This window comes from Mesorhizobium sp. WSM3859 (assembly GCF_002295065.1).
Taxonomy (GTDB): domain Bacteria; phylum Pseudomonadota; class Alphaproteobacteria; order Rhizobiales; family Rhizobiaceae; genus Mesorhizobium.
In genome coordinates this window covers 269,441-283,067 of record NZ_NSGG01000005.1, presented here as the reverse complement: position 1 = coordinate 283,067, position 13,627 = coordinate 269,441, and the positions used below count along the sequence as shown (strand labels likewise).

Genomic DNA, 13,627 nt, shown 5'->3' with positions numbered 1-13,627 from the left:
GTCCGTATCTGGGGGCTTCGTTCAGAGTTTCAACGTCCTCAGCCGCAAAGCATTGGTAATGACCGACACCGACGACAGGCTCATCGCCGCCGCCGCTATCATCGGCGACAGAAGCGTGCCGGTGAGCGGATAGAGCACGCCGGCCGCGACCGGCACGCCGAGCACGTTGTAGAGGAAGGCGAAGAACAGGTTCTGGCGGATGTTGCGTATCGTCGCCTGGGCCAGCGTGCGCGCCCTGACAATGCCGTTCAAGTCGCCCTTGACCAGCGTGATGCCGGCGCTTTCGACCGCGACATCGGCGCCGGTGCCCATGGCGATGCCGACATCGGCGCCAGCCAGCGCGGGCGCATCGTTGACACCGTCGCCGGCCATGGCAACGCCAGCGCCGCTCGCGCGCAGTTGCTCGACCAGCGCGCCCTTCTCATCCGGCAGCAGGCCGGCGCGGACCTCGTCGATGCCGAGCTTGCGGGCGATCGCTTTTGCCGTGCGCTCGTTGTCGCCGGTTGCCATGATGATCCTCAGACCCTTGTCATGCAGGGCCTTGATCGCCTCGGCCGTCGTTGCCTTTACGGGATCGGCCACGGCGACGATGCCGGCGAATGCGCCGTCGACGGCCACGAACATGGCCGTCTTGCCGTCGGCCTGCATCGCCTCCGCACTGGCCGCCGGCGTTTCGACGCCGAGGTCCGCCATCATCGCCGCATTGCCGAGCGCGACCTTCCTGCCGGACACCGTTCCCGAAACGCCCTTGCCGGTGACGGCTTCGAAATCGACGGCTTCAGCCAGCTTCAGGCCGCGCGCGACGGCGCCCTCGACGATCGCCTCGGCCAGGGGATGTTCCGAGCCCTTTTCAAGCGCTGCCGCAAGGCCCAGCAGCCCGTTCTCGTCGATGTCTCCGGCCGCGACGACATCGGTTAGCCTGGGTTTGCCCTCGGTCAACGTGCCGGTCTTGTCGACGATCAGCGTGTCGACCGAGGCGAAACGCTCAAGCGCCGCCGCTTCCTTGATCAGCACGCCGGCATGCGCGCCGCGTCCGGTCGCCGTCATGATCGACATCGGCGTCGCGAGACCAAGCGCGCAGGGACAGGCGATGATCAGCACCGACACGGCCGAGACGATGGCGAAGATCAGGCTCGGCTGGGGACCGAGGAGCGCCCAGGCGATGAAGGCGATGATGGCGACCAGCACCACGGCCGGAACGAAATAGAAGGACACGCGGTCGGCCAACCCCTGGATCGGCGCGCGCGACCGCTGCGCCTTGGCGACCATCTCGACGATGCGCGACAGGGTGGTCTCGGCGCCGACCTTCTCGGCGCGCATGACCAGGGAGCCGTTCTTGTTCAGGGTGCCGCCGGTAAGCGCGGAGCCTTCCGTCTTCTCGACCGGCAGCGGTTCGCCCGTGATCATCGATTCATCGATCGCCGAGCGACCTTCCAGCACGGTGCCGTCGACGGGAACGGCATCGCCCGGACGGATGCGCAGCCGGTCGCCGGTCTGGACGCTGTCGAGCGGCACATCCTTCTCGGCGCCCTCGGCGCCGATCAGACGCGCCGTCTTCGGGGCAAGGTCGAGGAGCGCGCGAATGGCCGAGCCGGTGCGCTCGCGGGCCCTGAGTTCCAGCACCTGGCCGAGGAAGACGAGCGCGACGATCACGGCAGCAGCCTCGAAATAGACCGGGACGGCGCCGTCATGACCGCGGAACTGATGCGGGAAGATGTCCGGAAACAGGGCCGCGACCACGCTGTAGAGATAGGCGGCGCCGACGCCCAGCGAAATCAGCGTCCACATGTTGGGGCTGCGGTTGAGGATCGATTCCCAGCCGCGATGGAAGAACGGAAACGCCGCCCAAAGCACCACCGGGCTCGCCAGCGCCAGCTCTACCCACGTTTTCGTCCGGCCGTCGATGAGACTTTCGAAGCTGAGGCCCAGCATCGGCGCCATGGCGAAGATCAGGAGGGGCACGGAAAGCGCCGCGCTGACCCAGAACCGGCGCGTGAAATCGACCAGCTCGGGATTCGGGCCTTCGTCGCCGGTCGGCACGCCCATCGGCTCAAGTGCCATGCCGCAGATCGGGCAAGAGCCGGGCTTGTCGCGGATGATTTCGGGGTGCATCGGGCAGGTGTACTGCGTTCCCTTCGGCATCTGCTGCGGCTCGGGCCGGCCGGCGAGGTATTTTGCCGGCTCCGCTTCGAACTTGCCTTGGCAGCCGGCGGAGCAGAAATAGAAGGCTTGGCCATGATGGCGCAGAAAGTGCCTGGCGCTGGCGCGGTCGACGCTCATGCCGCAGACAGGATCGGTGGCCGTCAGGTAGCTCTCCGGCTCGGCAACGAATTTGTTGCGGCAGCGCTCGCTGCAGAAATGAAAGGTTCGTCCGCCATGCTCGGCCGTCGGCTTGCCGGCCGCCGGATCGACTGTCATGCCGCAGACAGGATCGCGAATCACCGCTTCGGCCGCGGTCGCTGCAGTTTTCGCGGAGCAGCAGGATGCGCCGTGCGAGTGATGATGGTTGTGGTCGGAATGGGTCATCAGCAATGCCTCGGAATTCTCGAATTGTGGCGGAGGTAGTCCTTCCAGCAACTGGAAGGTCAAGGGGCGACCCTCGCGATTTTTTGCCTGTTGCGCCGCGCCACGGCAGACTGGAAGCATCCTCCCCAGAATTAGCGCGCGCCAAACACGGCGGCCATGCTATGCACGCCGCCGTTTTGAGCTCAGCGAACCGCACCCGATGAAATGCCTCGTCATAAATCTCGACCGCTCCACCGACAGGCTGGCGCATGTGACAGCCGAATTCGAGCGAGCCGGCATGACTTTCGAGCGTGTCGCCGCGGTGGACGCGCTGGCCCGGCCAGACCTGGCTTCGATGCCGATGGGCAAGAGGCCGGTCTCACGGACACGGCTGACGGATGGCGAGATCGCGTGCCTGTTAAGCCACAGGATCTGCTGGTCCGCCATCGCGGCCGGCGACGACGCCTTTGTCGCGATCTTCGAGGACGACGTGGTGCTTTCGGAAAAAACCGGCCCGCTGCTGGCTGACCGGAGATGGATTCCGGCAGACGCCGATATCGTCAAGCTCGAGACGTTCTTCCACAGAACTGTCGTCGGACTGAACACGGTTTCTGCCGGCCATGGCTTCTCGGCAAGAAAGCTGTACGACGTTCATATGGGCAGCGCCGGCTACGTCGTGTCGAAGAAAGCCGCCGGCGCTCTTCTGGAGGCGACGCGGGAAATTCGCTTCCCCGTCGACCATGTGCTGTTCAACCCGGAGCTCGAGACGTCATCCGGCAAGGTGGTCTACCAGCTGTGGCCGGCGCTCTGCGCGCAGGAGCAATTCCTCGGGCGGGAAAGGGTCAGATTCCCAAGCCTGCTCAAGCAGGATCGCCAGGAGCAGCATGCCCTCAGGGAGGTTCGTCAAAAGCCAAGGGCAGCCGTGTACGACAAGGTCCGCCGCGAGGTTCGGCGGCTATCGCTGCAAATCGCGGATTCATGTCGGTTGCGGCGGTGGATGATTGTGCCTTTGGCCCATGGCGGGAAGCGCATCCGCCGGCCCCATACACAGCGCCGCGAAAACGCGCTATAGACGCCGCCGAATGGCAAAGATCTCCTTGAAACTCAACGAAATCATCGATGGCGACACTTTGCGCCGCGACCTGACCGCGCTGACGTCGGCAAGCGCCGGCGACGGTTCGGGACCGGCGGTTCGCACTGCTGTCCTCCAATTGCTCAAAGCCAGGCTGGCGGAGGGGCGCAAGATCGCCGAGGCCATGCTCAAGGAGGATGGCGGCGGCAATGCCTGCGCCGAGCGAATCTCGCATCTGATGGATGAGCTGATCCGGGCGCTCTATGATTTCGCCGCCACCCATGTCTACCGGGTCAAGAACCGTTCAGTGGCCGAGCGCATGGCGGTCGTGGCGGTCGGCGGCTACGGCCGCGGCACGCTGGCGCCGGGCTCCGATATCGATCTCCTGTTCCTGCTGCCCTACAAGCAGACGCCATGGGGCGAGCAGATCGTGGAGTACATGCTCTACATGCTGTGGGACCTGGGGCTGAAGGTCGGCCACGCCACTCGCAACATCGAGGAATGCCTGCGGCTGTCGCGCAGCGACATCACCATCCGCACCTCGATCCTCGAGGCCCGTTTCCTGTGGGGTGAACAAAAGCTCTATGAAGAACTGCTCACCCGCTTCGACCACGAGGTGGTGCGCACGACCGGGCCGGAATATGTGCAGGCCAAGCTTGCCGAGCGCGACGAGCGGCATGCCAAGGCCGGCGAAAGCCGCTACCTGGTCGAGCCCAACGTCAAGGACGGCAAGGGCGGCCTGCGCGACCTGCAGACGCTGTTTTGGATCGGCAAATATTTCTACCGCGTGCGCACCGGCGAGGAACTGGTCGAGAAAGGCGTCTTCACCGAAGCCGAATACCGCGAGTTCCAGAAGGCGGAGGACTTCCTGTGGGCGGTGCGCTGTCACATGCACTTCCTTACCGGCAAGGCGGAGGAGCGGCTGCATTTCGACATCCAGCGCGAGATCGCCGAACGTCTGGGCTACACGACGCATCCCGGCCTGTCGGCGGTCGAGCGCTTCATGAAGCACTATTTCCTCGTCGCCAAGGATGTCGGCGACCTCACCCGCATCTTCTGCGCGGCGCTCGAGGAAGAACAGGCCAAGCATGTGCCGGGCTTCAACCGCATCTTCCTCACCTTCCAGCGGCGCAAGCGCAAGCTTGCCGGCACGTCCGATTTCATTGTCGACAACCACCGCATCAACATCGCCGACGATGGCGTGTTCGAACGCGACCCGGTCAACCTGCTGAGGTTGTTCTGGTTCGCCGACAAGCATGGGCTGGAGTTCCATCCCGACGCGCTGAAGCTGCTCACCCGCTCGCTCGGCCTGGTCAACAAGTCGCTCCGGCGCGACGAAGAGGCCAACCGACTGTTCCTCGACATATTGACCTCGGACCGCAACGCCGAGCTCAATCTCAGGCGCATGAACGAGGCCGGGCTGCTCGGCAGGCTGATCCCCGACTTCGGCAAGATCGTCGCCATGATGCAGTTCTCGATGTACCACCACTACACGGTGGACGAGCACCTGATCCGCTGCATCGGCGTGCTGGCCGAGATCGAGCGCGGCGATGGCGAGAAGATCCACCCGCTGGCGCATTCGCTGATGCCGGGGCTGAAGAAGAGCCGCGAGGCGCTTTATGTCGCGGTGCTGCTGCACGACATCGCCAAGGGTCGGCCGGAGGATCATTCGGAGGCTGGCGCCAGGATCGCGCGGCGCATCTGTCCGCATATGGGGCTGTCGGCGGCCGATACCGCGACGGTCGCCTGGCTGGTCGAGAACCATCTCGTCATGTCGATGACGGCGCAGACGCGCGACCTCAACGACCGCAAGACAACCGAGGATTTCGCCTCGATCGTGCAGTCGGTCGAGCGGCTGAAGCTGCTTCTGGTCCTCACTGTCTGCGACATACGCGGCGTCGGGCCGGGTGTGTGGAACGGCTGGAAGGGGCAGTTGCTGCGCACGCTCTATTACGAGACCGAGCTGCTGCTGACCGGCGGCTTCTCGGAAGTGTCGCGTGCGCAACGCACCGCCGCCGCGCGCGAGCGGCTGGCCGAGGCGCTCTCGGCCTGGCCGGCCAAGGAGCGCAAGCGCTATGTCGCGCAGCACTATGAGAACTATCTGCTGACGGTCGACCTCAAAGACCAGCTGCGACACGCCGAATTCATCCGTGAGGCGGATGCGGCGGGCAAGAAGCTCGCGACCATGGTCAAGACGCATGAATTCGAGGCGGTGACGGAGATCACCGTGCTGGCGCCGGACCATCCGCGCCTGCTTTCGATCATCGCCGGGGCATGTGCTGCGGCCGGCGGCAACATCGTCGACGCGCAGATCTTCACCACCTCGGACGGACGGGCGCTGGACACCATCCTGATCTCGCGGGAGTTCGATCTCGACGAGGACGAGCGCCGCCGCGCGGAGCGGGTCGGCCGGCTGATCGAGGACGTGCTGTCCGGCAAGAGCTGGCTGCCCGAAATGATCGAGAAGCGCACCAAGCCGAAGCGCGGCGCCAAGGTATTCAGGATTCCGCCCCGCGCCGAAATCCGCAACACGCTGTCCAACCGTTTCTCGGTGATCGAGGTCGAGGGGCTGGACCGGCCAGGCCTGCTCTCCGAGATCACCGGCACGATCTCCGACCTGTCGCTAGACATCGCCTCGGCGCATATCACCACCTTCGGCGAAAAGGTCATCGACACGTTCTACGTCACCGACCTGACCGGACAGAAGATCGACAGCCCGACGCGCACGGCCACCATCCACAAGCGGCTGATCGATACGCTGGAAGGCAGTTCGTCGGAACGCAACGGCAAGGCCAAGGTGGCGGCCGAGTGACCATCCATTTGACGCAATTTCCCTGGCAGTCCTTCCCGGCATGAGCCTCGTCAAGAAATTCGCCACCGTCGCTTCCGGCACGCTGATGAGCCGCGCCTTGGGTTTCGGCCGCGAGATGCTGATGGCGGCCGCGCTCGGCACCGGGCCGGTCGCTGACGCCTTCAACGCCGCCTTCCAGTTTCCCAACACCTTCCGCCGGTTGTTCGCCGAGGGCGCGTTCAACGCCGCTTTCGTGCCGCTCTTCGCCAAGGAGATCGAGACGCACGGCAACGAAGGCGCCAAGCGCTTTTCGGAGGAAGTGTTCGGCGTGCTGTTTTCGGCGCTGCTGGCGCTCACCATTGCCATGGAACTGGCGATGCCGCTGATCGTGCGCTACCTGGTGGCGCCGGGCTTCGCCGACATTCCGGGCAAGTTCGAGACGACCGTCACGCTCGCGACGATCATGTTCCCGTACCTGATCTGCATGTCGCTCGGCGCCATGATGGCGGGCATGCTGAACTCGCTGCGCCGCTATTTCGCGGCGGCGATCGCGCCCGCCTTCCTCAACATCATCCTGATCGGCGTGCTCGCCTATGCCTGGTATCATGGGCTGGACGCGCATGATGTCGGCTTCGGCCTGTCCTGGGGCGTGCTGGCGGCGGGCATCGTGCAGCTCGCGATCGTCTGGATCGCGGTGCGCCATGCCGGCATCTCGATCGGCTTTCGCCGTCCGAAAATGACGCCGAACGTCAAGCGGCTGCTGATCCTGGCGCTGCCGGCGGCGATCACCGGCGGCATCACCCAGATCAACCAGTTGATCGGCACGGCGATCGCCTCGGCGCAGAACAGCGCCGTGTCGTCGCTCGCCTATGCCGACCGCATCTATCAATTGCCTCTCGGCGTCGTCGGCGTGGCCGTCGCCATCGTGCTTCTGCCGGAACTGTCGCGGGCGCTGAAATCGGGCAATCTGGTCGAGGCCGCGAACCTGCAGAACCGCTCGGTCGAGTTCACCCTGTTCATGACGCTGCCGGCGGCGGCGGCGCTCTGGGTGATGTCGGAACCGATCGTGCGGCTGGTCTATGAGCGCGGGGCGTTTGCCGCCAACCACTCGACGCCGATCGTCGCCTCGATCCTGGCGATCTTCGGCCTCGGCCTGCCGGCCTTCGTGCTGATCAAGGCCTTCACACCAGGCTATTTCGCGCGCGAGGACACGCGCACGCCGATGATCTTCGCAGCCATTTCGGTCGGCGTGAACGTCGCCACGGCGCTGACGCTTTTTCCCTCGATGGGCGCGCCGGGCATCGCGGTCGCTTCGGCGATAGCCGGCTGGGTCAACGCGCTGATGCTGCTCGGCATGCTGATCAGGCGGGGACATTGGGGCCGCGACATCCCGCTCTTGAAGCGGATTCCACGACTGGTGCTGTCGGCGGTGATCATGGCGACCGCCCTTTATTTCGCCGAGCACTACTTCGCCGCCAGGCTCGGTTCCGGCTCGCCGCTGGTGGTGAAGGCGACGACGCTGTTCGCGCTGGTCGGCGGGGGTGCGGCGCTCTACTTCATCGCCGCCTTCGGCACCGGCGGCGCCGATTTCGGCATGATCCGGCGGAATATCGGGCGAAGCCGTAACAGCTAGGCGCTATGGGGACTGAACCCGTCCTCTACGCAAATTGTTCAGCCGACAACGCTCGTGTATTACCCCCTTCAGCGAGTCTGTTGGAGAAGAGTTGAATGCAAACGTTGTCGCTTGACGATTTCGTCGATGACAAACCATGGCGCGACGACATTCCTTTGCTGGAGGACATTCCCAGCGGCGATCTCATAGCCGGCGTCCGGATTCAACGGTTGATCACACGTGCCGACAAGCGCGGCGACCTCACTGTCCTCATGTCGTCGCTGTTGCAGCCCGTCGCTCCGCCACCGCATATATATCTGGTATCGGCCGAGCCGGGATCCATCAGGGCATGGGTCTATCACAGGCGACAGTTCGACCGACTCGCTTACACCAACGGCGACATAAGAGTTGTCCTTTACGATCTGCGCACGGACAGCCCGACATACGAAAAGCTCGATGTTTTTGATTTCGGGTCGGCAAACAAGGCGTTGCTGACCATTCCGCCCTATGTCGTTCACGGCGTTCAGAACAGGGGCAAGAGCACGGCGACATTCGTCAACATGCCGACGAATGTCTACGATCCCGAAAATCCCGACAAATCGCGCATACGTTTCGATCATCCCAGCATTCCATATCGCTTCGAATAAACGTGCCGCTGTTTTCCGTCATCATGGCCACCTACGATCGCGGTAGGCACATACTGCCGTCGATCCATTCGGTGCTGCGCCAGACCTGCCAGGACTTCGAACTTTTGGTTGTGGGCGATTGCTGCACGGACGAGACCGAAAATGTCGTGAGGGCGCTGGCATCTCCTCAAATCCGCTGGCTGAATCTGCCCGAGCGAGGTGGCAGCCAATCCTTCCCCAACAACGCGGGCATCGAGATGTCGCGTGGGCAACACATTGCCTATCTGGGGCATGACGACATATGGGCGCTGGACCACCTCCAGGCCCTGGCGGGTCTTTTCGAGCGAGACCCACAACTGGATTTTGCCGTCGGCGGCGCGCTCTTTCATGGCCCTAGAGGAAGCAATTTTCGACTGGTGACCGGCATATTCGGCGAACCGGACGCCGCTTTAAAACACTTCTTCCCGCCTTCGAGTTTCGGCCACCGACGCGACGTCACCGATCGAATGGGAAAATGGCGCGCCCCCGGGGAGATCGCTCCGCCCGTCGACGCGGATTTCCTGCTGCGGGCGGCTAGGTCCGGGATGACGTTTGTCTCGACACAACGCATCACCGTGCAGAAATTTGCGGCTGGTCACCGCTATCTGAGTTACATCAGCCACGCTTCGGACGAGCAGGAACGAATGGCTCGGCGCATGCTGCTGCCCGGATATGATGGCTATCTCGCGTCGGAACTGGTCAAGGCGAAGGCCGCCGGTGCTTTCATGATCGTCACTTATCCCGACTACGAGCAGTATGAAATCGGTCAGCTTGCCACTCAGAACGCGACGAACAAGGGCATCGTGCGACCGGATTTGCGCGCTCTGCGGCATGACGAGATCATCAAGCCGGACAATTCTCCAAAAGCGCTCGACTGGTGCCCGTTCCAGGCAGGCGACGACGAGCGCATGCGCTGGGTGGGCAGCAACCCGCGGCCAAAGCTGCTCGTGCCGTTTGCATATGCCGGCAGGGCCCGGATCAGCCTGGATCTCTGGCATCCTCTGCCCAACGCGCTGGCCAGGCTCACACTTTCCGTAGATGGCCAACCAATTGCTGCAAGAATTTCCGCTGTGCGCCAACAAGGCAACCCTGTGGCGAGCGGAAGCGACGTTTGAAGCGAAGCTGCGAAAGGACAATCATACTGTCCTCGAGCTCCGTCTCAACAAGTTGCAGCGGCCGGCAGGACAGCGCACCGGCATCGGCATGGGCGACATCAAGATCACCCCGTTGGGGTGGCGAAGCGTTGTTGCAAAGGGCACGCAGTTGCTGACCAAGTTTCGTCCGACCCGCTGATATCTCTTGCCGGTTGTTCGCCCTTCGTCCATAAGCGCGCCGTCGCAAGACTTTCGCCGCGCGCGGTTTCCAGCCGCATGATTGGCTCCAAAAAGTCTGCAACTTTTTGGAATCATGCTTAGACGGCCCTCCACAAGCCATGAGGAACTCATGTCCGCTTTCAAGCCACTCGTCTTTTCGGGCGTCCAGCCGACCGGCAATCTGCATCTCGGCAACTATCTCGGCGCCATCAAGAAATTCGTCGCCCTCCAGGAACAGTCCGACTGCATCTATTGCGTCGTCGACCTGCATTCGCTGACGGCGCAGCTGGTCCACAAGAACCTCGGCGACGAGACGCGCTCGATCACCGCGGCGTTCCTGGCCTCCGGCATCGACCCGAAGAAGCACATCGTCTTCAACCAGTCGCGGGTCATGCAGCATGCCGAGCTCGCCTGGATCTTCAATTGCGTGGCGCGCATCGGCTGGATGAACAAGATGACGCAGTTCAAGGACAAAGCCGGCAAGGACCGCGAGAATGCCTCGCTCGGCCTGCTCGCCTATCCGAGCCTGATGGCCGCCGACATCCTGCTCTACCGCGCCACCCATGTGCCGGTGGGCGAGGACCAGAAGCAGCATCTGGAACTCACCCGCGACATCGCCCAGAAATTCAACAACGACTTCTCCGAGAAGATCGCCGCGCTCGGCGTCGGCGTGAAGATGCAGGTCGGCGAGGAGACGGTGAACGGCTATTTCCCGATCACCGAACCGGTGATCGGCGGCCCGGCGGCGCGCATCATGAGCCTGCGCGACGGTTCGAAGAAAATGTCGAAGTCCGACCCCTCGGACCTGTCGCGCATCAACCTGACCGACGATGCCGACACCATCTCGAAGAAGATCCGCAAGGCCAAGACCGATCCGGAGGCGTTGCCGAGCGAGGTCGACGGGCTGGAAAGCCGGCCCGAGGCGGAGAACCTGGTCGGCATCTATGCCGGCCTTGCCGAAATCTCGAAGGAAGACGTGCTGAGAGAATATGGTGGCCAGCAGTTTTCCGTGCTTAAGCCGGCGCTTGCCGATCTTGCCGTGGAGAAGCTGGCGCCGATCGCTGCCGAGATGCGCCGTATCGAGGGCGATCGCGCCTATGTCGACGCCGTGCTCAAGGACGGCGGCGACCGGGCCCGCGCAATGGCCGACGGCACGATGAAGACGGTGCGCGACATCATCGGCCTGCTGCAGGACTGATCGACACTCTAAGTAGTTGTTTCGACGCAATTCCGGACGGAAAACCGCTACACACTTTTCCTGGAATTGCTCTGGGACCATTGCCACGCCGGGCGGCGGCTTGCCGCCGGTCCGTGGCGGTGGCAGATTGCGGCCGAATTGATACCGAGCAGATAGACATGGTCTCCAAACGCCTCAGCCGCGAAGCCGGCCATCGCCGCAAATTCCTGGCGATCATCGACGACACGCCCGAATGCGAGCGCGCCGTCGCCTACGCCTCGAAGCGGGCGCAGCACACCAGCGGCGTGCTGGTGCTGCTCTATGTCATCGAGCCGGACGACTTCCAGCATTGGCTGGGCGTGGAAAAGATCATGCGCGAGGAAGCAAACGCGACAGCGCGCGGAGCCCTCGACGGCTACGCCAGCAAGGTGCGCCAGAGCGTCGGCATCGAGCCGGAGCTGGTGGTGCGCGAAGGCAAGCCAACCGAAGAGATCCACAAGCTGATCGAGGAAGACCAGGACATCGCCATCCTGGTGCTGGCGGCCGGCGCCGGCAAGGAAGGCCCGGGGCCGCTGGTCAGCGCGGTTGCCGGCCGGGCCGCGGCTTTCCCAATTCCTGTTACGGTGGTGCCGCAGAATCTGTCGGACGAGGAGATCGACAGCCTAGCCTGAGGTGTATCGATATTCCGGTGAGGCCGGTCTGCAAATGACGGCTTCCTGCGCTTCCGGTGCTCACGTACGAAAAGTACGCTCCGCTCCGGTTCTCGGAATCCAGCCAGTTTGGTCGCTTCGCGCCCGTCTTCGACTCCGACTCGGCCTGACCGGAATCTCGATACACCTCGAAGTCTGCGATAGAAGCTGTAAAAACATTCCGCCAGCCAGCCATTCCTAGCGACGCGTTTCGCTTGAATGTCCAGCCGATAGAGCCTATTTAGAACTATTCCAAACTATCGGCCCGAGAAGGGCCTGGAGATACCCATGTTCATCCAGACCGAATCGACGCCGAACCCGGCGACGTTGAAGTTTCTTCCCGGCAAGGAAGTGCTGCGCGAAGGTACCGCCGATTTCCGCAACGCCGAAGCCGCGGCGGAGGCTTCGCCGCTGGCCGGCCGGCTGTTCGAGATCCCGGGCGTCACCGGCGTCTTCTTCGGCTATGACTTCATCACCGTGACCAAGGACGGCCCGGACTGGCAGCATCTGAAGCCGGCCATCCTCGGCGCCATCATGGAACACTTCATGTCCGGCACCCCGGTCATGGCCTCGACCGCCCCGGCGCGCGAAGCCGGCGAGACCGGCGAGTTCTACGACAAGGCCGACGAAGAACTGGTGCTTACCATCAAGGAACTGCTCGACACGCGCGTGCGCCCCGCGGTTGCCCAGGACGGCGGCGACATCACGTTCCGCGGCTTTGAGAACGGCACCGTGTTCCTGCACATGAAGGGCGCCTGCGCCGGCTGTCCGTCCTCGACGGCGACTTTGAAGCACGGCATCCAGAACCTGCTCCGGCATTTTGTTCCGGAAGTGCAGCAGGTCGAGCAGGTCGCCTGACAGTTCCACACCGCCGGCCACTCGGCGGAGCGAATTCTTCCCAACTCCAAAAACAAAAAACCGGGCCCCAACAGCCCGGTTTTCTGTTTTTGGACGTCTTGTTGTTGCCTAGACGGTCCGCCTGCGAAACTTTTTCACGCCTACATCACGATGACTTTGGCGCCGACCGACGTGCGGTCGTAGAGGTCGATAATGTCCTGGTTCATCAGCCGGATGCAGCCCGACGACATCGCCTTGCCGATCGAGAACCATTCCGGGCTGCCATGCAGGCGGTAGCCCATGTCGCCGCCCTTGTTGAAGAGGTACATGGCGCGCGCGCCGAGCGGATTCTTCAGTCCCGGCTCCATGCCGCCGGCGAACTTGGCGAGCTCGGGCTGGCGCCTGATCATCTGCGAAGGCGGCGTCCAGGTCGGCCACTCGCGCTTCAGCGCGATATGGGCGGTACCGTGCCACTCGAAACCCTCGCGTCCGACGCCGATGCCGTAACGGATCGCCATGCCGTCGCCCTCGATGAAGTAGAGGAACTTATTCTGGGTATCGACAATGATGGTGCCCGGCCTCTCCGAAGTGTCGTATCGCACTTCCTGGCGGTGAAACCTCGCTGGAACCTTCTCGATCGGGACGCGCGGCAGCTGATAGCCGGCATCGGTCATCGCGCCATAGTTGTTGGTGAACAACTGCCCGCCGATGGTGCTGCAGCCGCTGACAGCGGCCGACAGCGCAAGGGCGGCGAGGATTGCAAACGACTTCAAGCGCATGAAAAGGTCCGACGCCCTGTCTGTGTATCAGCGGCTCGAGTCGGCCGCTTTCTCAGCCATCATTCATGCTGGCATTTCTTTTGCTTGCCAAGCGCGCACTGCCTATATGCAAGGCCTTACGTGCCGGTAGATGCCGAACTGCGGCATTTCCGCAACAGGCCTCACAGGATTGTGAAGCAAAATCAAT

At 63.3% G+C, this 13,627-nt stretch carries 10 protein-coding genes; 8 read left to right on the top strand and 2 right to left on the bottom strand.

Annotation, left to right across the window (positions count from 1 at the left end):
* Nucleotides 1–21: 21 nt before the first annotated feature.
* Nucleotides 22–2,526, bottom strand: coding sequence for a heavy metal translocating P-type ATPase (locus CK230_RS13890; protein WP_095817722.1), 2,505 nt, complete (start codon nt 2,524–2,526; stop codon nt 22–24).
* Between the two features lie 199 nt (nt 2,527–2,725).
* On the opposite strand from CK230_RS13890, the gene CK230_RS13885 reads away from it, so the two are divergent.
* The 8 genes from CK230_RS13885 (at nt 2,726) to CK230_RS13850 (ending at nt 12,682) form a co-directional block, all read left to right on the top strand.
* Nucleotides 2,726–3,577 carry a glycosyltransferase family 25 protein gene (locus CK230_RS13885; RefSeq protein ID WP_095817721.1) on the top strand — a complete coding sequence of 284 codons (852 nt, stop codon included), beginning with the start codon at nt 2,726–2,728 and terminating at the stop codon, nt 3,575–3,577.
* Nucleotides 3,578–3,587: 10 nt separating this feature from the next.
* On the top strand, nt 3,588–6,389 hold the full coding sequence (locus CK230_RS13880; RefSeq protein WP_095817720.1) for a [protein-PII] uridylyltransferase: 2,802 nt from the start codon (nt 3,588–3,590) through the stop codon (nt 6,387–6,389).
* A gap of 40 nt (nt 6,390–6,429) precedes the next feature.
* Entirely contained in the window at nt 6,430–8,001 is a 1,572-nt protein-coding gene (gene murJ / locus CK230_RS13875; protein WP_095817719.1) for a murein biosynthesis integral membrane protein MurJ, read from the top strand.
* A 95-nt stretch (nt 8,002–8,096) separates the two neighbouring features.
* Entirely contained in the window at nt 8,097–8,627 is a 531-nt protein-coding gene (locus tag CK230_RS13870) for a dTDP-4-dehydrorhamnose 3,5-epimerase family protein (protein WP_095817718.1), read from the top strand.
* Nucleotides 8,628–8,629: 2 nt separating this feature from the next.
* Nucleotides 8,630–9,760, top strand: coding sequence for a glycosyltransferase family A protein (locus tag CK230_RS13865; protein ID WP_245429906.1), 1,131 nt, complete (start codon nt 8,630–8,632; stop codon nt 9,758–9,760).
* Between the two features lie 328 nt (nt 9,761–10,088).
* Nucleotides 10,089–11,156 (top strand): tryptophan--tRNA ligase, encoded by a 1,068-nt coding sequence (gene trpS, locus CK230_RS13860; protein ID WP_095817717.1) that lies wholly within the window; start codon nt 10,089–10,091, stop codon nt 11,154–11,156.
* A 158-nt stretch (nt 11,157–11,314) separates the two neighbouring features.
* Complete coding sequence (locus CK230_RS13855; RefSeq protein WP_095817716.1) at nt 11,315–11,806, top strand: universal stress protein; 492 nt, start codon at nt 11,315–11,317, stop codon at nt 11,804–11,806.
* A gap of 306 nt (nt 11,807–12,112) precedes the next feature.
* Nucleotides 12,113–12,682, top strand: coding sequence for a NifU family protein (locus CK230_RS13850; protein ID WP_095817715.1), 570 nt, complete (start codon nt 12,113–12,115; stop codon nt 12,680–12,682).
* A gap of 140 nt (nt 12,683–12,822) precedes the next feature.
* Here CK230_RS13850 and CK230_RS13845 read toward each other — a convergent pair whose 3' ends face one another.
* A complete protein-coding gene (locus tag CK230_RS13845; RefSeq protein ID WP_095817714.1) occupies nt 12,823–13,440 on the bottom strand; it encodes a L,D-transpeptidase in 618 nt (205 codons plus the stop codon).
* Nucleotides 13,441–13,627 lie beyond the last annotated feature (187 nt).